Origin of the sequence: Mycobacterium paraseoulense (assembly GCF_010731655.1) — a bacterium.
GTDB lineage: Bacteria > Actinomycetota > Actinomycetes > Mycobacteriales > Mycobacteriaceae > Mycobacterium > Mycobacterium paraseoulense.
Genome location: NZ_AP022619.1, coordinates 1,103,674 through 1,127,077, shown reverse-complemented (window position 1 = coordinate 1,127,077; position 23,404 = coordinate 1,103,674). Strand labels below are relative to the sequence as shown.

The 23,404-nt window shown below is 67.9% G+C and carries 25 protein-coding genes and 1 pseudogene; 19 read left to right on the top strand and 7 right to left on the bottom strand.

Translation table 11 applies throughout. The features are described 5' to 3' along the window. Positions 1 to 5: 5 nt before the first annotated feature. Positions 6 to 1,040, bottom strand: coding sequence for a DoxX family protein (locus G6N51_RS04965; RefSeq protein WP_083170956.1), 1,035 nt, complete (start codon positions 1,038 to 1,040; stop codon positions 6 to 8). Between the two features lie 93 nt (positions 1,041 to 1,133). Between G6N51_RS04965 and pncA the strand changes: the two genes are divergently transcribed. After that, complete coding sequence (gene pncA / locus G6N51_RS04960) at positions 1,134 to 1,694, top strand: pyrazinamidase PncA (protein ID WP_083170953.1); 561 nt, start codon at positions 1,134 to 1,136, stop codon at positions 1,692 to 1,694. Continuing rightward, entirely contained in the window at positions 1,691 to 2,488 is a 798-nt protein-coding gene (locus G6N51_RS04955) for a nuclear transport factor 2 family protein (protein ID WP_083170950.1), read from the top strand. The genes pncA and G6N51_RS04955 overlap by 4 nt, the downstream gene beginning before the upstream one ends. Before the next feature lie 11 nt (positions 2,489 to 2,499). On the opposite strand, the gene G6N51_RS04950 is transcribed toward G6N51_RS04955, so the two are convergent. Next, positions 2,500 to 2,850 carry a DoxX family protein gene (locus tag G6N51_RS04950; protein WP_083170947.1) on the bottom strand — a complete coding sequence of 117 codons (351 nt, stop codon included), beginning with the start codon at positions 2,848 to 2,850 and terminating at the stop codon, positions 2,500 to 2,502. Between the two features lie 168 nt (positions 2,851 to 3,018). Here G6N51_RS04950 and G6N51_RS04945 point away from each other — a divergent pair, with 168 nt between their 5' ends. Genes G6N51_RS04945 through G6N51_RS04920 form a run of 6 tightly spaced genes read left to right on the top strand, consistent with a single transcriptional unit; the run spans position 3,019 to position 9,166 of the window. Continuing rightward, on the top strand, positions 3,019 to 4,011 hold the full coding sequence (locus tag G6N51_RS04945; protein ID WP_083170944.1) for a sigma-70 family RNA polymerase sigma factor: 993 nt from the start codon (positions 3,019 to 3,021) through the stop codon (positions 4,009 to 4,011). After that, a complete protein-coding gene (locus G6N51_RS04940) occupies positions 4,001 to 5,323 on the top strand; it encodes an ABC transporter substrate-binding protein (RefSeq protein ID WP_083170942.1) in 1,323 nt (440 codons plus the stop codon). The genes G6N51_RS04945 and G6N51_RS04940 overlap by 11 nt, the downstream gene beginning before the upstream one ends. Continuing rightward, positions 5,320 to 6,273 carry a carbohydrate ABC transporter permease gene (locus tag G6N51_RS04935; protein WP_083170939.1) on the top strand — a complete coding sequence of 318 codons (954 nt, stop codon included), beginning with the start codon at positions 5,320 to 5,322 and terminating at the stop codon, positions 6,271 to 6,273. The genes G6N51_RS04940 and G6N51_RS04935 overlap by 4 nt, the downstream gene beginning before the upstream one ends. Beyond that, entirely contained in the window at positions 6,260 to 7,102 is an 843-nt protein-coding gene (locus tag G6N51_RS04930; RefSeq protein WP_083170936.1) for a carbohydrate ABC transporter permease, read from the top strand. Before G6N51_RS04935 ends, G6N51_RS04930 begins: the two co-directional genes overlap by 14 nt. Positions 7,103 to 7,105: 3 nt before the next feature. Beyond that, entirely contained in the window at positions 7,106 to 8,176 is a 1,071-nt protein-coding gene (locus tag G6N51_RS04925) for an ABC transporter ATP-binding protein (RefSeq protein ID WP_083170933.1), read from the top strand. Between the two features lie 12 nt (positions 8,177 to 8,188). Beyond that, complete coding sequence (locus G6N51_RS04920; protein WP_083170931.1) at positions 8,189 to 9,166, top strand: patatin-like phospholipase family protein; 978 nt, start codon at positions 8,189 to 8,191, stop codon at positions 9,164 to 9,166. A gap of 24 nt (positions 9,167 to 9,190) precedes the next feature. On the opposite strand, the gene G6N51_RS04915 is transcribed toward G6N51_RS04920, so the two are convergent. Beyond that, positions 9,191 to 9,478: a DUF3349 domain-containing protein gene (locus tag G6N51_RS04915; protein WP_083170929.1), complete on the bottom strand. Its 288-nt coding sequence runs from the start codon at positions 9,476 to 9,478 to the stop codon at positions 9,191 to 9,193. A 220-nt stretch (positions 9,479 to 9,698) separates the two neighbouring features. On the opposite strand from G6N51_RS04915, the gene G6N51_RS04910 reads away from it, so the two are divergent. The 10 genes and pseudogenes from G6N51_RS04910 (at position 9,699) to G6N51_RS04865 (ending at position 18,159) form a co-directional block, all read left to right on the top strand. Then, on the top strand, positions 9,699 to 10,532 hold the full coding sequence (locus tag G6N51_RS04910) for a DUF3097 family protein (protein WP_083170927.1): 834 nt from the start codon (positions 9,699 to 9,701) through the stop codon (positions 10,530 to 10,532). A gap of 77 nt (positions 10,533 to 10,609) precedes the next feature. Then, positions 10,610 to 11,794 carry an iron uptake system protein EfeO gene (efeO, locus tag G6N51_RS04905; protein WP_174814364.1) on the top strand — a complete coding sequence of 395 codons (1,185 nt, stop codon included), beginning with the start codon at positions 10,610 to 10,612 and terminating at the stop codon, positions 11,792 to 11,794. 2 nt (positions 11,795 to 11,796) lie between these two features. Continuing rightward, the gene (gene efeB / locus G6N51_RS04900) at positions 11,797 to 13,071 is read left to right on the top strand and encodes an iron uptake transporter deferrochelatase/peroxidase subunit (RefSeq protein ID WP_083170925.1); all 1,275 of its coding nucleotides are present in this window, start codon (positions 11,797 to 11,799) and stop codon (positions 13,069 to 13,071) included. A 164-nt stretch (positions 13,072 to 13,235) separates the two neighbouring features. Beyond that, positions 13,236 to 13,760, top strand: coding sequence for an OsmC family protein (locus G6N51_RS04895; protein WP_083170923.1), 525 nt, complete (start codon positions 13,236 to 13,238; stop codon positions 13,758 to 13,760). 23 nt (positions 13,761 to 13,783) lie between these two features. After that, positions 13,784 to 14,260, top strand: a complete 477-nt coding sequence (gene cynS / locus G6N51_RS04890) for a cyanase (protein WP_083171031.1) — start codon at positions 13,784 to 13,786, stop codon at positions 14,258 to 14,260. Then, the gene (locus tag G6N51_RS04885; protein WP_083170921.1) at positions 14,257 to 15,324 is read left to right on the top strand and encodes an acyl-CoA dehydrogenase family protein; all 1,068 of its coding nucleotides are present in this window, start codon (positions 14,257 to 14,259) and stop codon (positions 15,322 to 15,324) included. The genes cynS and G6N51_RS04885 overlap by 4 nt, the downstream gene beginning before the upstream one ends. A 10-nt stretch (positions 15,325 to 15,334) precedes the next feature. Then, a complete protein-coding gene (locus G6N51_RS04880; RefSeq protein WP_083170919.1) occupies positions 15,335 to 15,955 on the top strand; it encodes an RNA polymerase sigma factor in 621 nt (206 codons plus the stop codon). Beyond that, a complete protein-coding gene (locus G6N51_RS04875) occupies positions 15,952 to 16,221 on the top strand; it encodes a hypothetical protein (RefSeq protein WP_083170917.1) in 270 nt (89 codons plus the stop codon). The genes G6N51_RS04880 and G6N51_RS04875 overlap by 4 nt, the downstream gene beginning before the upstream one ends. Before the next feature lie 95 nt (positions 16,222 to 16,316). Next, a pseudogene (locus G6N51_RS04870) lies at positions 16,317 to 17,132 on the top strand (formate/nitrite transporter family protein); the annotation flags it as partial. Between the two features lie 136 nt (positions 17,133 to 17,268). Next, positions 17,269 to 18,159: a universal stress protein gene (locus G6N51_RS04865; protein WP_083170913.1), complete on the top strand. Its 891-nt coding sequence runs from the start codon at positions 17,269 to 17,271 to the stop codon at positions 18,157 to 18,159. On the opposite strand, the gene mhpA is transcribed toward G6N51_RS04865, so the two are convergent. The 3 genes from mhpA to G6N51_RS04850 are packed head-to-tail and all read right to left on the bottom strand — an operon-like array spanning position 18,051 to position 21,762. Next, on the bottom strand, positions 18,051 to 19,688 hold the full coding sequence (mhpA, locus tag G6N51_RS04860; protein ID WP_232078209.1) for a bifunctional 3-(3-hydroxy-phenyl)propionate/3-hydroxycinnamic acid hydroxylase MhpA: 1,638 nt from the start codon (positions 19,686 to 19,688) through the stop codon (positions 18,051 to 18,053). The genes G6N51_RS04865 and mhpA overlap by 109 nt on opposite strands. After that, positions 19,685 to 20,635, bottom strand: a complete 951-nt coding sequence (locus tag G6N51_RS04855) for a fumarylacetoacetate hydrolase family protein (protein ID WP_083170909.1) — start codon at positions 20,633 to 20,635, stop codon at positions 19,685 to 19,687. The genes mhpA and G6N51_RS04855 overlap by 4 nt, the downstream gene beginning before the upstream one ends. Next, complete coding sequence (locus tag G6N51_RS04850) at positions 20,632 to 21,762, bottom strand: VOC family protein (protein ID WP_083171029.1); 1,131 nt, start codon at positions 21,760 to 21,762, stop codon at positions 20,632 to 20,634. The genes G6N51_RS04855 and G6N51_RS04850 overlap by 4 nt, the downstream gene beginning before the upstream one ends. A 100-nt stretch (positions 21,763 to 21,862) precedes the next feature. Between G6N51_RS04850 and G6N51_RS04845 the strand changes: the two genes are divergently transcribed. Further along, the gene (locus G6N51_RS04845) at positions 21,863 to 22,507 is read left to right on the top strand and encodes a TetR/AcrR family transcriptional regulator (RefSeq protein ID WP_083170907.1); all 645 of its coding nucleotides are present in this window, start codon (positions 21,863 to 21,865) and stop codon (positions 22,505 to 22,507) included. On the opposite strand, the gene G6N51_RS04840 is transcribed toward G6N51_RS04845, so the two are convergent. After that, a complete protein-coding gene (locus G6N51_RS04840) occupies positions 22,504 to 23,346 on the bottom strand; it encodes a PNPOx family protein (protein ID WP_083170905.1) in 843 nt (280 codons plus the stop codon). The two genes, G6N51_RS04845 and G6N51_RS04840, sit on opposite strands and share 4 nt — an antisense overlap. Between the last annotated feature and the right edge of the window lie 58 nt (positions 23,347 to 23,404).

Genomic DNA, 23,404 nt, shown 5'->3' with positions numbered 1-23,404 from the left:
TTCGCTCACGAGGACAGCTTGCGGCGGCCCGTCTTGACCTGCTCACCCAATCGCTCGCGTGCGGTGTCGGCGAGGTAGCCACCGCGCGCGCGGGCCGTGTCGGCGAGGTAGATGCCACGTGCGCGTGCGGTGTCGGCGAGGTCCTCGCCGCGATCCAGGGCCGTGCTCGCCAGCTCTTCGCCGCGCTTGCGCGCCTTCTTGGCCATCTTCTCGCTGCGCTTGCGGGCCTTCTTCGCCAGCGGCGCGGCCCAGTCGGCGGCCTCGTCGGCGAGTTCTTCGCCGCGCTTGCGGGCCTTCTTCGCCAGCGGCGCGGCCCGCTCGACCGCCTCGTCCGCGAGCTCTTCGCCGCGCTTGCGGGCCTTCTTGGCCAGCGGCTTGCTGCGTTCGGCCGCCGTGCTGGCGAATTCGCGACCGCGTTCGAGCGCCGCCTCGGCGTACGGCGCGCCTCGTTCTGCCGCCGTGCTGGCCAGTTCGCGGCCACGTTCGGCGCCGATCTGCAGCCCGTGCACGATCTTCTCGCCCAACTCCGCGAAGTCGGTGTCGAATGCCGCGTCATCTGAGCCCGGTAGCGCCGACGACACGCGCTCGGAGAGCCGCTCGGCCGCCCGGCGGCCGCGCCACCCGAGTGACGGCTTGCCGGCCGTGTCGGCGGACGCGATCAACAACCCGCCGACCAGGCTGAGGTCGGTGAGGAATTGCTGGCGCTTCTGCGCCTTCGCCTGCGGATCGCTTTCGTTCCAGAACGAGTGCGCCCCGAGGTTGGCGGGGAGCACCGTGACCGCCAGCGCGGCCGAGGCGATGCGGGGCAGCTTGCCGGTGGCGAGCAGCAGGCCGCCGCCGATCTGGACAGCCGCGGTGATCTGCGCGAACGTCTCGGGGTCGCTGGGGATGGTGCCGCTCACCGAGTTCGGCAACGCCTGTAGACCGTCCACGGCGGGTGCGGCGGCCGCCGCCGCCGATTTGGGGTTGAGTAGGGAATTGACTCCTTGGCCGATGAATGCCACTGACAGCAACGGGCGCGCTATTCTCCGGATCACCATGGCCGGGGATTACCCGACTGGTTGGTGAACAAACCGCCCCGCCCATATGCCCAGCTGAAGTGCCGCGGCGGGCGACACCGATAGGGTGAGACCGTGAGGGCGTTGATCATCGTCGACGTGCAAAACGATTTCTGCGAGGGCGGCTCGCTGCCGGTGACCGGCGGCGCCGCCGTGGCGGGCGCCATCAACGACTACCTGGCCGGGGACCCGGGCTATCAGCACGTGGTGGCAACCCAGGACTTCCACATCCAGCCGGGCGACCACTTCTCCGAACGGCCTGACTATTCGTCGTCATGGCCACCGCACTGTGTCGCCGGAAGCCCTGGCGCCCAGTTGCGGCCCGACCTGGACACCAGCCGGATCGAGGCGGTCTTCCGCAAGGGTGCCCACACCGCGGCGTACAGCGGCTTCGAGGGCATCGACGACGACGGGACCCCGCTGCTGGAGTGGCTGCGGCAGCGTGGGGTCGACGAGGTCGACGTGGTCGGTATCGCCACCGACCACTGCGTCCGGCGGACGGCGCAGGACGCCGCGCGGGCGGGCCTGTCCACCCGGGTGCTGGTGGACCTGACTGCGGCCGTGGCGGCGGATTCGGCTGAAGACGCGCTCGCGGAGATGCGGTCCGCGGGCATCGAGCTGGTCGGGGGACCGTGATCCGGGGGGATCGGGAATCGCTGCTCGCCGCGGTCGAGCGCTCGCCGCGGGCGGCCGCCGCGCACGACCGCGCGGGCTGGGTGGCGCTGTTCACCGAGGACGCCCGGGTCGAGGACCCGGTCGGGTCGCGGCCGCACGTCGGGCGGGAACAGATCGGCCGCTTCTATGACACCTTCATCGGGCCGCGGGAGATCAAGTTCCACCGCGACCTCGATATCGTCTTCGGCACCGTGGTGCTGCGCGACCTCGAGCTCGAGGTCGCGATGGGCTCGGCGGTCACGATGTACATTCCCGCGTTCCTGCGCTACGACCTGCGAGAAACCAACGGGGAGTGGCTGATCGGGGAGCTGCGGGCCTACTGGGAGCTGCCCGCGATGATGCTGCAATTCCTGCGAACGGGATCGCGCGCGCTGGCACCGGCGCTGCAACTCTCGGGGGGCCTGCTGAGCAATCAGCGGCTGCGCGGCACCGCCGGCTTCATGACGGGCTTCCGGCGGGTGGGCGCGCGGCACCAGAAACTCGCCGAGGCGTTCCTGCGCGCCGTGGCACGGCAGGACCACAACGCGGCCGCGCGTGCGCTATCGCCAAGTGCCACAATAACTCTCGGTGACCACGACACCCTCGACCTCACCGAGCTCCTGGAGCGACTCGACGGTGCGGCCCCGACCAAGATGAACAGCGCGGGCCCCACGGTGACGGTCGCGGTCACCTCCGGGCGCGGGCGCGGGATCATGTTCGCCGACATGCCCTGGCGGGGCGACACCATCAACCGGATTCGGTACTTTCCGGGCTGAGCGGGCTCCGGTCAACGCAGCACCAGCAACGCCAGTGACCCCACCGACATGCAGAGGTATGCCCCTGGAAACGCGATGTTGTACAGCACGTGGGCCCGCAGGTGTGTCACGACCGCACCGACGAAGAACAGCACTAGGCCGGAGGCGGCCGCGATTCCCAACGCCGGCAGGCCCACCAGGCCCACGACCAGCCCGGCTGCGCCGGCCAGTTTGACCGCGCCCAGCGCCGGCAACCACGAACGCGGCACCCCGACCTCGGCCGAATTCGCCAGGACGAACCCCGCCGGGATGAGATCGGCAACCGCGATCCCGGCGGTGATGGCCGCGGTGGCCAACGTGACCACGATGTATGCGGTGTTCATCGGCGCCGAACCCCCGCCGGGGAGCCGGTTTTGCGGCGGCGATCCGGACGGTCCCCGCACGCGCTGAGGCGGACAATCGATAAGGTCATGATGCTGGCCTCCTTTGCTACAGAGAGCTCGACGGACGCGGTCAATCTCTTGACGGCTCCTGTGCAGAAAAGGTGACCCATGACCGCCCCGAAGAACTTGGCCGACCTCGCGCAGCGTTTCGACGCGGACCGGCGACACCTGAGATCCGTCGCGTTCCAACTGCTGGGCTCGGCCGCCGACGCCGACGACGCCGTTCAGTCGGCATGGCTCAAGGCCAGCCGCGCGGATTTCGGCGCGGTCGACAACATCACCGGCTGGTTCACCACGATCACCGCCCGCGAGGCGCTCGATCAGCTCCGGGTGCGCAAGAGGCGTGCCGAACAACCGCTCACCGCCACCGACGAACTGGACCGGCTCACCGCGACCGTGTCGGCGGCGGACGAGGACACGCTCCTGACGGAGTCGGTGAGCAACGCGCTGCTCGTGGTGCTCGGCCGGCTCTCACCGGCGCAGCGCGTCGCGTTCGTGCTGCACGACGTGTTCGCGGTGCCGTTCGAGAAGATCGCCGGTGTGCTGGACCGGTCGCCGGAAGCCGCGAAGAAGCTGGCAAGCCGGGCGCGTGGGCGGCTGCAGGCCGACCCCGTCGGCGCACCCGAGCGCGCCGCGAAGCACCTCGAGATCGTCGAGGCGTTTCTCGCGGCGGCGCGTGGCGGTGACATCGCCGCGCTGCTCGAGCTGCTTGCACCGGACGTGGTCCGCACGGTGGATCGGGCGCTGGTCCCCGACGACGTGCCGACCGAGCTGCGCGGCGCCAAGCGGGTCGCGGAGGAGACCCGCCGGTTCACTCAGCGGGCGCGCGCGGGCGCGGTCGTGCTCATCGACGGGGCACCCGGCGTCGTCCTCGCGCCGCAGGGGCGCGCTCAGGCGCTGTTGCTGGTCGCCGTCGGAGCCGATGACCGCATCCACGCAATCGACATCGTCGGGGATGCCGACCGCATCGACAGGGCCGTGGTGGCGCTGCCGCGTTGGCCAATCCAGCAACACCACAGCCGCATCGGGTACCAAGGACATCAGACACCGCCGGCCGGGCGGCCGGCAGCGGGGCGAGAACGGGAGCACCATGCTCGATAAGCCGTTCGGGCGGCGCGGTCTGCTGCGCGGTGCCGGCGCGCTCACCGCGGCATCGCTGGCGCCGTGGGCAGCCGGCTGCGCTCCCGAAGAAGACGCGCTGACGTTCTTCTTCGCGGCCAACCCCGACGAACGCGACGTCCGGATCCGCATCGTCGACGAGTTCCAGCGCCGCCATCCCGACATCAAGGTCCGCCCGGTGCTTTCGGCGCCGGGCGTGATGCAGCAGCTGTCGACGTTCTGCGCCGGTGGCAAGTGCCCGGACGTGTTGATGGCGTGGGATCTGACCTACGCCGAGTTGGCTGCCCGCGACGTGCTGCTGGACCTCAACACGATGCTGGCCGGCGATCGGGGCTTCGCGGCCGAGCTGAAGTCGGACGGCATCGGGGCGCTGTATGACAGCTTCGCCTTCAACGGCGGCCAATACGCCCTCCCGGAGCAGTGGTCCGGAAACTACCTGTTCTACAACAAGCGGCTGTTCGCCGAGGCCGGCGTGCCGCCCCCGCCCCGAACGTGGCAGCAGTCGTGGAGTTTCACGGACTTCCTGAACACCGCCACCGCCCTCACCAAGCGGGACCGTTCCGGGCGCGTTACCCAATGGGGTTTCGTCAACATCTTTGTTTCGTACTATTCGGCAGGCCTGTTCGCGATGAACAACGGCGTGCCGTGGGCCACCCCGCTGAAGAACCCGGCCCACTTCAACTTCGGCGACGACGCCTTCATCGAGGCGGTGCAGTTCTATGCCGACCTGGCCAACAAGCACAAGGTCGCGCCCAACGCGTCCGAGGTTCAATCGATGTCCACGCCCGACCTCTTCGCGTCGGGCAGGGCGGCGATGGCGATGGGCGGCCACTGGCGCTACCAGACCTTCATCCGGGCCGACGGCCTGGATTTCGACGTCACCTCGTTGCCGGTGGGTCCGCGCCGGCTGCGGCAGCCCGCCCATTCCAACATCGGTTCCACCGGACTGGCCATCTCCGCGAGCAGTCCGCGCAGGGAGCAGGCATGGGAATTCGTGAAATTCGCGACGGGCCCCGTCGGTCAGGGGTTGATCGGTGAATCCAGCCTTTTCGTGCCGGTGCTGCAATCCGCCCTCAATTCGCCAGGATTCGCGAAGGCCCACCGGAACGTCGGCAACCTCGCCGTCCTCACCCAAGGACCCGAATACTCCGAAGGCCTGCCGGTCACCCCGGCGTGGGAGAAGGTCGTGGCGCTGATGGACCGCAGCTTCGGGCCGGTGTTGCGTGGGTCGCGGCCCGCGACATCCCTGGTCTCCCTTTCACCCGCCATCGACGAGGTGCTGCGCACCCCATGACATCCGTCGACACCAGCCCGGCACCCCTCACCCGCAAACCCGCCAAGGGCGCGGGCCCCTGGCGACGGCGGGCCCGCGCCGGCCGCCTTTTCGTGGCGCCCAACCTGGCCGCCGTCGCGGTGTTCATGCTTTTCCCGCTCGGATTCTCGCTGTACATGAGCTTCCAGCGCTGGGACGTCTTCACGCCGCCGAAGTTCGTGGGCCTCAAGAACTTCCAAGACCTGTTCACCTCGGATCCGCTTTTTCTCATCGCCATCCGCAACACCGTCATCTTCACCCTGGGAACGGTCGTGCCGACCATCGTCGTCAGCCTCGTGGTGGCCGGCGTGCTGAACCGGAAGGTCAGGGGAATCGGCATCTTCCGCACCGTTGTCTTTCTGCCGCTGGCCATCTCGTCGGTGGTGATGGCGGTCGTATGGCAGTTCGTCTTCAACACCGACAACGGGTTGCTCAACATCATGCTGGGTTGGGTCGGGATCGGCCCGGTCCCGTGGCTGGTCGAGCCCCGATGGGCCATGGCCTCGCTGTGCATCGTCAGTGTCTGGCGCAGCGTGCCGTTCGCCACCGTCATCCTGCTCGCGGCGATGCAGGGGGTTCCCGAGACCGTCTACGAGGCGGCCCGAATCGACGGGGCGGGCGAGATACGTCAGTTCGTGTCCATCACGGTGCCCTTGATCCGGGGGTCGATATCATTCGTGGGCGTCATCTCGATCATCCACGCGTTCCAGGCTTTCGACATGGTGTACGTCCTCAACGGAGCCAACGGCGGGCCCGAAACCGCCACGTATGTGTTGGGCATCATGCTGTTCCAGCATGCGTTCTCCTTCCTGGAATTCGGGTACGCGTCCGCGCTGGCGTGGGTCATGTTCGCCATCTTGCTGGTGTTGACCGTGCTGCAGCTGCGCATCACCGGCCAACGGTCTTGGGAGACGTCTCGTGGCCTCAGCTGAGCGCTTGTTCACGCGCCATGTCCTTCGTGGCGTGCTGGTCTATACCGCGTTGATCGGAATCGCGTGGTGCTGGTTGTTTCCGATCGCCTGGGCGGTGTCCGGCTCGTTGAAGAGGGAAGGCGAGATCACCGAGCCGAGACTGTTTCCCGCGCACCCGAGGTGGTCCAACTACACCGAGGTGTTCTCGTTGCTGCCCTTTGCGCGAATGTTCTTCAATACCGTGCTGTACGCCGGGTGCGTGACCGCGGGGCAAGTCTTCTTCTGCTCACTGGCCGGATACGCGTTCGCCCGGCTGCAATTTCGCGGTCGCGACACGCTGTTCGTGCTGTACCTGGGCACATTGATGGTGCCGCTGACCGTGACAGTGATCCCGCAGTTCATCTTGATGCGGACCGTCGGGTGGGTCGACACTCCGTGGTCGATGATCGTGCCCGGGTTATTCGGCGGCGCATTCGGCACCTACCTGATGCGGCAGTTCTTCCGTACCCTTCCGACGGACCTGGAGGAGGCGGCGATACTCGACGGTTGTTCGCCGTGGCAGATCTATTGGCGAATCCTGTTGCCGCATGCCCGGCCCGCGGTGTTGGTGCTGGCCGTACTCACCTGGGTCAACGTCTGGAACGACTTCCTGTGGCCGCTGCTGATGCTCCAGCGCAACAGCCTGGCCACGCTGACCCTCGGCCTGGTACGGCTCCGAGGCGAGTATGTCGCGCGATGGCCGATCATCATGGCGGCGTCGATGCTGATCATGCTGCCGTTGGTCATCGTCTACGCGGTCGCGCAGCGCTCGTTCGTCAGGGGTATCGCCGTCACGGGACTCAACGGATAGCCCATGGCCTCGGTAACTTTCGAGCAGGCGACGCGGCGCTACGCCGGAGCCGATCGTCCGGCCCTGGACGGCCTCGATCTGGAGGTCGGTGACGGCGAGTTCGTCGTGCTGGTCGGCCCCTCCGGATGCGGGAAGACGACCTCGCTGCGGATGGTAGCGGGACTGGAGACGCTGGACTCCGGACGCATCCGGATCGGCGACCGCGACGTCACCACCGTCGACCCCAAGGACCGCGACGTCGCGATGGTCTTCCAGAACTACGCGCTGTACCCGCACATGACCGTCGCGCAGAACATGGGGTTTGCCCTGAAGATCGCCAAGACACCGAAGGCCGAGATTCGCGACCGAGTCCTCGACGCGGCGAAACTGCTTGATCTGCAACCATATCTGGACCGCAAGCCCAAGGACCTCTCCGGCGGGCAACGCCAGCGGGTGGCGATGGGACGCGCGATCGTGCGCCGACCGCAGGTGTTCCTGATGGACGAGCCGCTGTCCAATCTCGACGCCAAACTGCGGGTGCAGACCCGCAACCAGATCGCAGCGCTGCAACGGCGGCTCGGCACCACCACCGTCTACGTCACCCACGACCAGGTGGAGGCGATGACCATGGGCGACCGCGTCGCCGTGCTGTGCGACGGCGTGCTGCAACAATTCGCCGCACCGCGCGAGCTGTACCGCAACCCCGTCAACATCTTCGTCGCGGGTTTCATCGGTTCGCCCGCGATGAACCTGTTCACCCTGCCGATCGTCGATTCCACGGTTTCGCTGGGGGATTGGCCCATCCCGTTACCACGGGAGCTGGCCGGCACCGCGAGTGAAGTCGTCGTCGGCGTCCGTCCCGAGCATTTCGAACTGGGCGCCCTGGGCGTCGAGATGGAGGTCGATGTGGTCGAGGAGCTCGGCGCGGACGCCTACATCTACGGCCGAATCACCGGCTCCGGCAAGGTCATCGACCAGCCCGTCGTCGCGCGCGCCGACGGGCGCCGACCACCGGAAAAGGGCAGCCGGGTCCGCCTGCACCCCGAACCGGGGCACCTGCATTTCTTCGATGTAGACGGCCAACGAATCTGCTGAGGGGGTAAGGCTATGGAGGCGGCCGTGAGCGCGTCCCGCGCGGATCTGGTGTGCGAGGGGGGCGGCGTCCGGGGGATCGGGCTGGTCGGCGCGCTCGACGCGCTGTCCGCGGCCGGCTACCGGTTTCCGCGCGTCGCGGGGAGCAGCGCGGGCGCGGTCGTCGCGTCGCTGGTAGCCGCGCTGCAGGTCGCGGGCGAGCCGCTCAGCCGGCTCGCGGAGGTGATGCGGACCATCGACTACCGGAAGTTTCTGGACCGCAACCTGATCGGCGCGGTGCCCCTGATCGGTGGGGCGCTGTCGCTGTTGGTCTCCGACGGTGTCTACCGCGGTGCCTATTTGGAGCGGCTGCTCGCCGGCCTGCTGGCCGACATGGGTGTGCGGACGTTCGGCGACTTACGCACGGGCGAAGAGCCGGACCAGTTCGCGTGGTCGCTCGTGGTGACGGCCAGCGACCTGTCGCGGCGCCGGCTGGTGCGCATCCCGTGGGATCTCGGTTCCTACGGGATCGACCCCGACGACTTTCCGGTGGCCCGCGCCGTGCACGCCTCGTCGGCGATTCCCTATGTGTTCGAGCCCGTCCGGGTGGGCGGCGCCACCTGGGTCGACGGCGGCTTATTGTCCGATTTCCCGGTGGAGCTGTTCGACCGGCCCGACGCGGAGCCGCGATGGCCGACCTTCGGCATCCGGTTGTCCGCACGACCCGGCATCCCGCCCACCCATCCGGTCCACGGGCCAGTCTCCTTGGGAATCGCCGCGATAGAGACACTGGTGAGCAACCAGGACAACGCATACATCGACGATCCGTGCACCGTACGGCGCACCATCTTCGTTCCCGCCGACGAGGTCAGCCCGATCGACTTCAACATCACCGCCGAGCAACGCGACGCGCTGTATCAACGAGGATTGCGGGCGGGCCAAGAGTTTCTGCGGACCTGGAACTACCCGGACTACCTGGCCGCATGCGGCGGTCCGGCGAAGGACGCGCCGTAGCAGAGTCAGATCCCGCGGGGACGCCTATCCCCGCGCGCAGCGGATCGCATGAAGGCGATGCTCGACCCGCTCGACGTCGCCGGGCAAGGGCAATTGGTTCGTGATCCGGGTGATTTCGACGCCGATATCAACGGGATTGATCGGCCAGAATTGGCGCCTCATGAGTTTGGTTGCGATGGCCTTGATCTCGTCGTCGCACAGCCGTCGGCGAGCCAGGGCGGCCAGGGGCGCATACCCGGTCGTGGGCATTCCGGCGGGGTAGCCGGCCCGCACGAAAGCCAGAATGCTCGACACCCAAAGTGCCAGGTCCATAATCCCACCTCGCTCACCGCCGCGATTTGAGAACGAGCGGCAGTTCTCACCACTAGCAACGTAACATCGGCAACGCCATCAGCTCAGTAACGCCACACAGTTAAAACGCATTTTTTACCCGCCGGTATTGCATCGCCGACACGGGCGATCTCGGTCACGATGCTCCTCAAGCGGGCGTGCCGTAACGATGTTTGGCCGCAAGGCTTTCTAGTATGGCCGCGTGGTTGATCGCTATGGAATCGATGTGCTTGCCGCGGGCCGGCGCAAGCCCCGCTCTGCCGAGCACCCCGCCGAACTCGGTCTGGTGGTCGAGGACGTGCAGAGCGGATACGTGGGCGCGGTGGTACGAGTCGAGTACGGGCGGGTCGAACTGGAAGACCGGCGCGGGCACGTGCGCGGATTTCCGCTGGGCCCAGGCTATTTGCTCGAGGGCCGTCCGGTGATCCTCACGGCGCCGCGGCGGGCGGCGCCCGCCGCCGCCGGACGGACGGCGTCCGGCTCGGTCGCCGTGCCGGGCGCGCGCGCCCGGGTCGCCCGCGCCAGCCGGATCTACGTCGAGGGCCGCCACGACGCGGAACTCATCGCGCAGGTATGGGGCGAGGACCTGCGGATCGAGGGTGTCGTCGTCGAGCACCTCGGCGGCGTCGACGACTTGGTGGACATCGTGTCCGAGTTCGCGCCCGCACCCGGGCGCCGGCTCGGTGTGCTCGTCGATCACCTCGTCACCGGTTCGAAGGAAGCGCGGATCGCCGACGCGGTGCGGCGCGGGCCGGGTGGTACCGACACCCTGGTCGTCGGTCATCCCTATGTCGACATCTGGCAAGCCGTGAAGCCCCAGCGGCTCGGGTTGGCCGGCTGGCCGGATGTGCCGCGGCACATCGAGTGGAAGCACGGTGCGTGCCGGGCGCTCGGCCTGCCCCACGCCAACCAGGCGGACATCGCCAGGGCCTGGCGCCACATTCGGTCCCGGGTGCGTGACTGGAACGACCTGGAGCCGGCGCTGATCAGCCGCGTCGAGGAACTCATCGACTTCGTGACGCAGCAGTCCCCGTGACGCAGCGGGATCGCACCAAGCCGGGAGCCCGGCTTTGGCATCGCGAGTGTTGCTTCGCCGCAACAGCACTGGCTCTGATGGCGGCGTGTTCTGTGACCGCCTGCAGTCATCCGAGTGGCAACGCGGGGCGCCTCGAGGACGGGAAATCCGGCGGCGGCACCCACGCGGTCAAGGTCACCTTGGCCAATGACGGCGGCAAAGACGGCTGCGCCCTGGACATCACCAGCGTCGCCGCCGGGCCGGTGACCTTCACGGTGGCGAACAGGAACGCGCCGGGGATCAGCGAAGTCGAATTGCTCAGCGGCCAGCGGATCGTCGGCGAGAAAGAGGACCTCGCTCCCGGCCTGGATCCGGTGTCGTTCACCGTCACCCTGGACGGCGGCCCGTATCAGCTGTATTGCCCCGGCGCGAGCAACGAATACCAGACCTTGACGGTGACGGGCCGGGCGGCGGTGGGGCCGACAGGCACCGTCGCAAACATCCTCAGCCAGGGGACCAAGGACTACGCGGCTTACGTCGTCAATCAGATCGCTCAGCTCGGTGACGGGGTCAGGGCGCTGGACGCCGCGGTGCGGTCGGGCAACATCGCCGCCGCAAAGGCCGCCTACGCCAAGGCGCGCCTCTTCTGGGAGCGTTCGGAGTCCGCGGTCGAGGGTTTCATCTTGGTGGGATTCGCGGTCGGCGACAATGCCGGCAGCCTGGACTACCTGATCGATATGCGCGAGTCCACGCCCGTCGATGCGAAGGTCGGCTGGAAGGGATTCCACGCCATCGAGCGCGACCTGTGGCAGGGCAAAGCGATCACCCCCGCCACGTTGGCGTCCAGCTCCGAATTGGTCGGCAACGTCGTCAAGTTGACCGCTATCGTCGCCCTCCTGCACTACCAGCCGGAAGACTTGGCCAACGGTGCCAGCGATTTGATCGAAGAGATCCAGAACACCAAGATCACCGGGGAGGAGGAGGCCTTCAGCCACATCGACCTGGTCGACTTCTCCGGCAACGTGGAAGGCGCCCAACAGGCCTACGCGTCGCTGCGGCCGGGCCTGCAGCAGATCGACGGCAAGCTGGTCAGCCGGATCGATGAGCAATTCCGCACGGTGCTGGCGACTTTGGACGGGTACCGCGACTCCTCCGCGCTGGGCGGCTTCCAGACCTACACCGCGGCGCTGAAGGCCACCGACGCGCCGAAGCTGACCGCGGTTGTCCAGCCGCTGCACCAGAGCCTGTCGACGATCGCGCAAAAAGTCGTCTCGGCGGGCTGACCGTGACCGACGACACGACCGATCCCGAGGAAGCAGCGGCGGTTTCACGCCGGCGCATGATCGGCGGCGCCGTGTTGGCCGGGCTTACCGGCGCCGCGGCCGGCGGCTTCGCGGGTCACGCGATGGCGGCCGGGCGCAACGGCGGCCCGGGTGGCGGCGACGACAACGTCGATCTGCGTCGTAGCTATCCTTTCTACGGCCAGCCGCACCAGGGCGGAATTGCCACGCCCCCACAGCGTTACGCCATGTTCATGTCCTTCTCGCTGGCCGCCGGCACGCGCACCGAGCTGCAGACCCTGTTGGCACGCTGGTCCGCCGCGGCGGCGGTCCTGCAGCAGGGCAGGCCCGTCGGCACAGTTCAGCCGCAGGCCGAGGTGCAGCCCCCGGCGGATACCGGGGAGGCCTACGGGCTGAGCCCGGCCAGTCTCACCGTCACCATCGGACTGGGGCCGTCGCTGTTCGGTGATCGGTTCGGGCTCGCCCCGCGCCGGCCCGCGGTGTTCAGCGATCTGCCGCCACTCAACGGGGACGACCTGGACCCCCGGTTGCGCGGCGGCGATCTGTCGGTGCAAGCCTGCGCCGATGACCCGCAGGTCTGCTATCACGCGGTGCGTAACCTCGCCCGGCTGGGCCGCGACATCGTCTCACCGTCCTGGGCCGTGCTGGGATTCGGGCGCGCCTCGGCCGGCCCGGGCCAGCACACCCCGAGAAATCTTTTGGGATTCAAGGACGGGACCCGCAACATCGCCACGGATGCGGAGTACGACCGGTTCGTCTGGGTCGACGACGACCAGCCGTGGATGCGCGGCGGGACGTATCAAGTCGTGCGGAAGATCCGGATGCTGCTCGAGACCTGGGACGTCGACCGCATCGGCAACCAGCAGCGGATCTTCGGTCGCACCAAAGAAGAGGGCGCGCCGCTGAGCGGCAAGACCGAGTTCGATACTCCCGACTTCGCCGCCAAGGGCGCCGACGGCAATCCGCTCATCGACCCGATGTCCCACGTCGGCCTGGCCGCCCGGGAGAACAATGACGGCAGCATGATCCGGCGACGGTCCTACAACTACACCGATGGCCTCGACGCCGACGGACAACTCGACGCGGGCCTGCTGTTCATCTCGTATCAAAAGGATCCGCAAGATTTTATTCGTCTGCAGAACCGGTTGGGCGCCCACGACCTGCTCAACGAATACATCCGCCACATCGGTTCAGCAATCTTCGCGGTGCCGCCCGCGCCCGCCGAAGGCCACTACATCGCGCAAGACCTTTTCGGCTAAGCAAATCTCCCTCAAGGTCCGTCCGCCGTTGGACGGCGCCGCGTTTCGGCTGTGTGATGTTTCGTTGCGCCCAGGTAAACGCGTCCCGTCCACCGTCACACATCGGCCGCCGCAGAGCACTAACTCCGTGAAGCCGCAGAATCAGCGAAAACGGAGGAAGTCACATGACCGACGCGCTCGTCATCGACGCCGAAGGCCTCGACAAGTTGTCGTGTAACGCCAGGGCCAACCCGGAGACGGGCAAGAAGACCCTGAAAGCCAAGACGGTGTGCGAGACCGGGTTCCGCAACATGACCTACGTCCGCGACCTGGCACCGATGCTGGTGGGCGAGCCGCCCGCGCTGCTCGGAGACGACTCGGCGCCCAACCCGTCGGAGACCGCCCTGGCCGCGCTGGGTTCGTGCGTGTCGGTGGGCTTGCTGGCCAACGCGACGCACCGCGGGGTGACGCTGACCAAGATCGAGGTCGAAATGGAAGGTGACATCGACATCTCCGCGGTCTGGGGTGTGGGTGACACGCCCGAGGGAAAGCGCCTCGGTTTCAGCGCAGTTCGCTGCCGGGTGACGCTGGCCGGAGACGCCGACGATGCCACCCTCCAGGAGATTCACGACAACGCGATCGCCTGGTCACCCGTGGTGAACACGTTTCGCAACCCGGTGAGCGTCGACTCGACTCTGTTCACCGGATAGGCATGGGGGAAGGGAAACCGGCTATGGCAACTCCATTGACGAAGGCGGACCTAGGCCAGGCCATCAGGCTGGGCCGCGCCAGGCGGGGACTGAGCTGGGCGAAAATCGCCGAATCCATCGGCAAGGACCCGGTATGGACCGTCGCGGCGTTACTCGGGCAGCATCCGCTCCCGGCCGCCGACGCAGCCACGGTCGCATCGCTTCTCGACCTCGACGACGAGGCGGTAGCCGTACTGCAAATGATGCCGTATCGCGGCTCCGATGCGACCATGGCGACAGATCCCACGATCTACCGGTTCCACGAGGCGCTGGCCGTCTACGGGCCGGCGATCAAGGAACTCATCGGTGAAGAATTCGGTGACGGGATCATGAGCGCCATCAACTTTCAGGTGAGCGTGCGGCGGCGTCCGCACCCCGAAGGCGACAGAGTGGTCGTCACTTTCGACGGCAAGTTCCTCGACTACGCGTGGAAGCACTCGGCCCAGGAGGTATCGAGATGACGGCGACGATGGACCCGGCTGCGGGTCAGGTGGATGTCGAACTGTTGGAAGACATCCGGGCCCACGCCGGCGCGTTGGACCGCGGCGAGCATCCGTCTCGCCGTAGCTTCACCGCACTGGGTGCGGCCGGCCTGCTCGGGGTTGGCGCACCCGGCAACGCCGACGGTGGGTTACCCGAGATGGCCGAGGTCATCCGGTTGATCTCCGGAGAGTGCATGAGCACCGGGTTCTCGTTGTGGGCTCATCGCATGGCGGTGGAGTATCTGCTCTCGGCGGCAACGCCTTTCGGTGCGGAGGCGGCCAGGCCCCTGCTTGCCGGGACCACGCTGGGGGTGACCGGCATGGCCTCGGCGTTCAAGGAGGCGGCGGGGTGCGGAAGTTTGGAGTTGACGGCTGCGCGCGTCGAGGGCGGCTACGCGGTGTCCGGACCGATTCGGTGGGCGAGCAACCTCTACGCCGACTCGACCATGGTGACCGCGGTGCGTACCGATGCCGGCGAGAGGCTGATCGTGGCCCTGTCGCTGGACACGCCGGGCGTGACGGTCGGCGATCACTTCGACCTGCTGGCAATGGGTAGCACCGCCTCGTCGTACCTGAACCTGGCCGACGCCTACGTCCCCTTGGAGCGGGTGTTGTCGAGTGACTTCGAGGGTTTCCTGCGGGCGGTCCGACCGACGTTCCTCGTCTTGCAGTCGGCGATGTGCCTGGGGCTGACCGGAACCGCGTTGCGGCAGGCCAAAAACGGCCTCAGCGGGGTGAACAAGGTCTTCAGCGCCCAAGTCGACGAGGTCGCGGAGAAGCTCGCCGCCGCCGAATCGGCGTTGGCGCGTCTGGCCGCCGCGGTGGGCGGGGACGAGCCGCCGACCAAGCGGGAGCTGTTGTCCCTGCGGCTGGCCGCGGCCGAACTCACCAGCGTCAGCGCGGATCTCGAGATCCGCACCGCGGGTGGTAAGGGGTATGCGAGCAGGACGGCGGCGAGTCGCCGCTACCGCGAGGCGGCGTTCATTCCGGTCCAATCCCCGTCGGAAGCGCAGCTGCGCTGGGAACTGGCCGCGTGCGCTTGAGTGCGAGTCGATGGTGACCCCGGTGGCGGTGCCATCGGGGGGCACCGAATCCGAACGCGTCGTCGGCGGCATCCCGCTGGCCATCCTGGTGCGCGACTTTCACCGGCCGATGGTCAATTTTGCCCGCACCATGGTGGATTCGGCGACGGTGGCCGAAGAGGCCGTGCAGGAGGCGTGGGTGCAGGTCCTGCAGTCCGCGGATTCCTTCGAGGGCCGTTCCTCGGTTGGGACATGGTTATTCGGGATCGTCAAGAACACCGCCTCGCGGCACCGCCGCCGGGAATCCCGCATCCGCGACCACGAGGTGCTGTCGACGGACGACGCCGACCCGCTGGCGGGCCGCATGCATCCCGCGGGCCATCCCGACGCGGGGCACTGGAACCTTCCGCCGTCACGGCGCTTTTTGCCGGAGGACCGCACCGTCGAGAACGAGCTCGTCGGACACGTGCGCACGGCGCTGGACGCGTTGCCCGAGCGGCAGCGGCAACTTGTCATCTTGCGTGACATCGTCGGCGCCTCGGCCGAAGAGGCGGCCGAACTCCTCGGGCTCACCGCCGAAGGGCAACGCGCGCTGCTCTACCGCGCCCGGGGAAATCTTCGCAACGAACTGGAAAAGCGGTATCGCCGATGACCGTGCACGACAACACCGTCCCCGCCATCGACTGCGTCGACTTCGTCCGCCTCGTCGACGAACTCGTCGACTCCGACCCCCAACAATGGGGCCCGATCGTCGCCAAGCACCTCGACGAATGCCCGCCCTGCCTCGTTTACCTGCAACAAATGCTCGACCTGAAGATTCTGCTCAGCCACGTCTTCGAGGGGGAGAAGCTCAGCGAGGAGCACATCACCGGGGTCATCAACGCGATCAACGCTTTACGGAAAGGCCAGCAATCATGACTCTCGAAGCGCAATCGCCGCGGTTGAGCGGTGAAGCGTCGCCGCGGAATGCCCTGCCCGGCTTGACTTCTCGTGTGACGACGAATGTCGTCCCGGATGACCCTTTCGAACCGCTCGGCGTCGGCGCCATGGTGGACCGGGTGGCCGCCATGGCCGTCGAGAAGGTGACGCACCCGTGGGCGTTTCTGGTGCGCTCCCTGGTCGGCGGGGTGATGGTCGCGTTCGGGGCGCTGCTGGCGTTGATGGTGAGCACCGGGGTCAAGACCCCGGGCGTCGCAAGTCTGTTGATGGGCCTGGCGTTCGGCATGTCGTTCGTCCTGATCCTGGTGTCGGGCATGTCGCTGATCACCGCGGACATGGCGGCGGGCTTCCTGGCAGTTCTCAATCGCACCATGAGTGTGCGCAGCTACGCCTTCCTGGTGATCGCCGGCCTGATCGGCAACGTCGCGGGCGCGCTGGTGTTCGTCACCGTCTGCGGTGCCGCGGGTGGCCCATACCTGGGCCCCTTCGCCGAGCGGGCGGCCGCCGTCGGGGCGCAGAAGGCCGGCCAGCCGTTCTGGACCGCGCTGCTGCTCGCCGTGGTGTGCACCTGGTTCCTGCAGACCTCCATGTGCATGTTCTTCAAGGCGCGCAGCGACGTGGCCCGAATGACGTTCGCGTTCTACGGGCCGTTCGCATTCGTCATCGGCGGCACCCAGCACGTGATCGCCAACGTCGGCTTCCTCGGTCTTCCCCTGCTGCTGAACCTGTTTCACCCGGCCGCACCGCGCGGCGGCATCGGTTGGGGGCTCGGCGGACACGGCCTGCTCACCAATGTGTGCATCACCACCGTGGGCAACCTCATCGGCGGCACGCTGTTCGTGGCGCTGCCGTTCTGGGTCATCGCGCAGTTACAGCGGCGTCGCATCTAGCCGGGGCGTGACCACAGCGTTACGGGTGCCCTAACGGGTGCCGGCGAAAGCCGTCCGACCCGTTGGTTAGGGACTTAAGCCTCACGACCGATCCCCCGCGGGTTTGTAGCGTCGCTCGTGATGGAGGGAGAACGAAATGTCAGCACCTGACCACCACCGCGGCATCGTCGTCGCGGTCGACGGCTCGTCGGCATCGAGCGCGGCCGCAACCTGGGCCGCCGGCGAAGCGGCGATGCGCAAAGTTCCACTCACCGTCGTCCACGCGGTGACGACGCCCACCGCCACCTGGCCGCCGGTCCCATACCCCGAGTCTCTGGCGGTGCGGCTCGAGGACGAGGGCAAGAAGGCGATCATGCACGCGATCAAGCTCGCCGAGGAGGCAATACCGGCGGACCGAAACGTCACGATCCATCGGGAACTCGTGTACTCCAGCCCGGCGCTGGCGCTGATCAACATGTCCGATGTGGCCGAGATGATCGTCGTGGGCACGGCCGGACGAGGACTGCTGGCCCGGGGCGTGCTCGGTTCGGTCAGCGCGACGGTGGTGCGGCACGCGCACTGCCCGGTCGCGGTCGTCCACGCCGACCATGTCGCGGCCGCGCAAGATGCCCCGGTACTGGTCGGGGTCGACGGCTCACCGGCCTCCGAGCTCGCGATCGAGGTGGCGTTCGACGAAGCGTCCCGCCGCGGTGTCGGCCTGACGGCCTTGCACGCGTGGAGCGATATCGCGATCACCGAGCTTCCGGAACCGGATTGGTCATCACTGGAAGCGGAGGCGCACCGGAGCCTGGCCGAGAACCTGGCGGGTTGGCAGGAGCGCTATCCCGACGTGGCCGTGCAGCGTCTGGTCGTGCGGGATCAACCGGCCCGACAGCTCGCCGAAAAGTCAGGGACCGCAGAGCTTCTGGTCGTGGGCAGTCACGGGCGGGGGGGTCTGACCGGTGTGCTGTTGGGATCGGTCAGCAACGCGGTCCTGCACTCGGTTCGGATACCGGTGATCGTTGCGCGGCCCCCGGTGCCGGCCTGATCCGCTCGCGCCGAAAGGACGGCCGCGGTCCACGCACAAACGCCGGTGACGTCGCGTCCGGCACGGGCCACGGTCCGGTCGGGGCGCACCAGCGCCGCGGTGGCATGGCCCCGGTGTAGCCATGCCGCCAACGGGCTGTCGGCTTCGGCGATCAGCACGGCGACGTCGCGTCGGCGTAGCGCCGCCTCGTCGGCAGCACCGGGGCGAGCGGTGCTGATCAGCGCGAAGCCGGTGCCGAGCACGTCGTCCAGCCGCTGACGTTCGCCAAGCGGCGGATTCGGACACAGCGTGCCGCCCAGCCGGCGCGGTCGCAGGGAGGTGCGCACCAACGCCGAACGGTGCAGCGCCGGCGTCCGCGAGTCGACCACCTTGTCACGCAGGCCCGGGAAGAGCCGCAGCCTCGGCAGCACCGCCCGGCGCGCCGCATTGCCCGGGCGCCCGCCCCCGGTCATCGCCCAACCGACACCAAGCGCCAGCCGGATCATGGATCGGGTATGCGGTTTACGTTCCCGCTCATAGCTTTCCAGAAAGTCCGGGGCCAGGGTGCCGTGGTGGACCCCGGCGATCTTCCACGCGAGGTTGTCCGCGTCACGCAGCCCCGCGCCCATGCCCTGGCCGATGAACGGGGGAGTGAGATGCGCCGCGTCGCCGAGGATGAAGACGTTCCCGCGGCGCCAGCGGTCGGCGATCTGGGCCCGGAATGTGTACTCGGCGACCCGCACCAGGGTCAGCTCGCCGACGGGCACGGTGCTGGTCCACGGCCTGATCAACGGGCGCAATCGGTCCAGGGTGCCGAAGTCGTTCGCGCTCTCACCGGCCAGCAACTGGAACTCCCACCGGTAGCGCGCCGGGCCGATGCGCATGTAAGTCCCCGCGCGGTTCGGATCACACAGTTGATGGACCCCGTCCCACTGGCCCAGGTCCGCGTCGGTGGCGATGTCGACAACCAGCCAGCGTTGCTGAAAGTTCAGGTCGCGCATGGCCGAACCAATCCGCGCGCGCACCAGGCTGTTGGCGCCGTCGCAGCCCAGCAGGTAGTCGGCCTCGACCTGGTGACGCGCCCCGTCGGAGCGGTCGGTGAACGTGACCCGGATACCTGGTCCGCCCGTTACGACATCGGTGACTTCGGCGTTCCCGCGGAGTTCGGCGGCGGGATGGCGCTCGAGGTTGGCCCGCAGCAGGGCCTCCAGTTCCGGCTGGTCGAACATGTTGGCCTGCGGGAAACCGTGCACACTGTGCTCAGGGTCGCGGTTGAACTCGGCCAGCGTTCGAAACCGGCTGTCCACCAACCGCAAGCCCAGCGTCGGCCGCGAGATCGCGGCGAACTCGTCGGCCAGCCCGAGGCGGGCGATGATGCGATAGATCTCGTCGTCCAGGTGCACCGCCCGTGGCTGCGGGTACACGCCGGGCCAACGGTCGAGCACCAGGCAGTCCACGCCGTGCTGCGCCAGCAGGGTGGCCGCGGTGACGCCGGTCGGTCCGGCGCCGACGATGACGACGGGGACGCGCCGGGTGGGTAGAGGGGTCACGCGAATCGGATTGCGGTGCGCTGGGTTCCGAGGTCGATGGCCGCGTCGTCGGTCGCCACCGACGCCTCGACGACATCACCGTCACGCAGGTAGTTCCGGTTGGCGGCCTGGCGTGAGAAGAACATCTTCCATTTCACGGGCGGCGGCAGCAGATTTCCGATGAACTGCACGGGCTTCGGCGGGGCGCTCAGCGCGGTGCCGGCCGGCGTGCCGGTAAGGACCAGGTCGCCCGGGGCGAGTTCTTGGAATTGGGTGAGCGACTGCAGCGCCTGCAGGGGCCGGTAGAGCATGTCGCCCTCGACGAGCGCGTTCTGGCGTTCCTGGCCATTGACACTCAGGCGCAGTCGCAGATCACCGAAGCGTTTGAGCTCGTCGGGGGTGAGCAGGACCAGCTCCGGGCCGACCGGGGTGAAGGTCGGATACGACTTGGCCTCGTAGAACTGGGTCTGCGGGAGTTGGATGTCACGCGCGGAGACGTCGTTGGTGACGACCAGGCCGGCGACGAAATCACTGAGGTTCGCCTCGGAGATCGCGGTGCCGATCGGCACCGCGCGGCCGATCACCAGGCCGATCTCCACCTCGTAGTCGAGCAGTCGGACGTGTGCGGGCTTGATGATGTCGTCGAAGGGCCCGGTGATGGACGCCGACGCCTTGCGGAAGAAGGTGAGCGGGATCGACGCGGGGTCCATGCCCGCGTCTTTGACGTGCGATTCGTAGTTGGTCATCTGCGCTATCACCCGGCACGGCCGGGTCACCGGCGAGATCAACGCGAGGGTGTCGACGGCAACGGTATCGGTGCTCGTGGCCGCCTTCTCGATGGCGACCCGGTCGGCCAGCAGCGCGGCGGTGCTGGTGGCGGTGGTGTCGATCTTCGCGGCACCCTCGGCGGTTTTGAGCCACCACGCGTGACCGGTTTCAGAGGCGGTGTGCAGCACGGAAAGGGTCATGAGGTGGGAACTTTCAGTAGGCCGATCAGGCGATTGACATCGAACTCGTTGCGCGCCCGAAGCGCGGTAAACATCGAAACAAATTCGCGGCCAGCCGATTTCGGGTCGGTGCCGAGAAAATCTCTGGTTGCCGGCGGGCCCCACTGAGCCAACCCGGATGCGGTGAAGGGCGCCCAGCCGGGGTCCAGCGTGTTGTCGAACATGTCGCCGTCGGTGAAATGCTCGAACAGGTAACCGTCGGGATCGCGCCAGTAGTCGAAGATCTGGCTGCCCTGGATGTGCCTGCCGATTCCCCAGGAACGCGAATAGCCCTGCGCACCGAGGTATTCACCGCCGGCTGCCAGCGCATCGAGGTCGCTGACCTGATACGCGGAATGGACGTAACGGTTGGCCGGGCCGAGCGCCATCGCCAGGGTGTGGTGGTCGGCCGGTGTCGGCCCGCGGTCACACCGGATGAAACTCATGGTCGGCCCCCGGTCGCGCTGACCCGGAAAGTACAAGAAATCGCTGACGATCATGCCCAGGTTGTCCAGGTACCAGTTCAGCGTCTCGACGTACTTGGTCGACTGCACCACCAGATGGCCCAGCCGCTGGACCCGGGCGGGCGCCCGCGGGGGACGCTGGCCGGTGTTGATGCGCCGCACGTCGCGGCCGAAATTGAAGGTGTGGATCTGTTGGCCCGGCAGCTCCGGGAGTTCGTGCATGCCGGTGACCACGCGGACCGGCATGCCGCTGGGGTCGACCAAGGCGACCGACACCCCACCGATGGTCTCCGGCAGCGGTTCGACCGGCGCGCCGACGGTCCCCGCCAACCGGAGCACGTCGGCCTCGTCGCACGCCCGAAAGGCCGCACCGGCGAAGCGGTTGCGCCGGCCGCGACGCATGATGACGCACGGCGAGCCTTCCTGGGTTCCGCGCAGCTGCAGTTGGTGCGGGCCATGCGACATCGCGTGGAAGCCGAATGCCCGCGCGAACGTCTCGGCCCGCGCCAGGTCCGCCCGCTCGAACTCCAACCACGCGATGTCGGCGACTTTGATCACCGGGTTGCGGGACCGGCCGGGATGCTCGCCGCGCCGCGCACCCTGTTCGCTGTGCGCGTGCCCGCCGGCATTCTTCGTCAGATGCATGACCACTCCCAGAAAACGTAACTGACGAAATCGTCACATACGAGAGAACCTTCAGTCAAGGATCTGACGGAATCCTCACTACTGATGCATACTTCTGAGCATGAGCGCGATGGTGGAGCCGTCCAACCGGCTGGAGCGGCGCAAGTGGCGGACCCGGGCGGCGCTGGTCAAAGCCGCGCAGCGACTGATCGCCGAGGGCAAGGTCAATGTGCCGGTCCTAGAGATCACCCAGGCGGCCGACGTCGGGATGGGATCCTTCTATAACCACTTCGACAGCAAGGAGCAGCTGTTCGAGGCCGCGGTGACCGACGTGCTCGACGCTTACGGGTCGATGCTGGACCAGCTCACCGAGTCCATCGAGGATCCGGCCGAGACCTTCGCCACCAGTTTCCGGCTGACGGGCCGGCTGTTCCGACGCCGCCCGCAGGAGAGCCGCATCCTGTTGGCCAACGGGATGGAGTTGTTGTCGTCGCGCCGGGGTTTGGCGCCGCGGGCCCTGCGCGATATCAAAGCCGGGGTAGCGGCCGGGCGGTTCGACGTCGACGATCCCGAGTTGGCCCTCGCCATGGCGGGCGGTGCGCTGCTCGGCCTGGGCAATCTGCTGCGCGACGAGCCCGATCGCGACGACGCGCGCGCGGCCGACCTCGTCACCGAGAACGTGCTGCGCCTGTTCGGTCTGGGCGCCGCCGAGGCGCACGCGATCTGCCAACGGCCGCTTCCCGACGTCGGACTCGACCAGGGTTAACGGGCGACGACGCCAACGGAGAACGCGACGTTTCGCCCCACGCCGCCATCATCGCCGGGCGCGCCGGGCGTGGTCCACCGCAGGTGCGCCGTCCCGGTGACGTGCAGCGCGTCGCCGGTACGGAAATCGAGGAACAGCAAGGCGGCCTCGTCGTCGACCGCCAGATTGCCATAGCTGCTGAACATGTTGTTCCCCGGAAAATCCGGCCACCACAATAAGTTCGGCGAGTCCACCCGGACGAATCCCGGCGGACCGCCGCGGTGTGACGCGTCGCTGCCGCGGGTGGGATGGCTGGTGCCCAGGAAGAACGTGTCCGACGCTGCAATCAATGCTGTGTCGGAGGGGGTCAGCAGCGTTGCGCGGCCTCGCGACGCCGGGGCGGCCAGGCCGGCCACGTCGATGGGGTGGCGGTGAATGTACTTGGGGCAGTTGCCGTACGACTGCTCGACGCGGATCGTCATGCCCCCGCGGTCGGCACCGAGGAACTCGCCGTTGACGCGCAACCTGCGTCGGGTGGCGAAGTCGACGGCGATCAGTCCGACCTGTTGACCGCTGGGCAAGCCGTGCAGGGGATCGCCCTCGCGCGGCGAGGCCGACACGTGCAAGACGTCACGTCGTCCGCGGAGGAAACCCGGCGGTGCGGCCAACGGCGAGATCCAGAGGAGCCCGTCGCGGTCGCGTCCGGTCAGCGCGGCGAACCGCTGTGACGCGAGAAACCGTGCGGCGCCGGGGGACAGGCCCGACGCGTCGAGCATGCCCTCGAGCCGCTTGGCCTCGGCTTCGACGCCCGCTCGCCGCTGTGTTGCGGTCTCGCCCTCGTGGAAGCCCGTAGCGGTCATACGAGCCGTAACACCGCCGCCACGGCAAAACTTCCGCAGTGCGGGGACGATCGGCAGC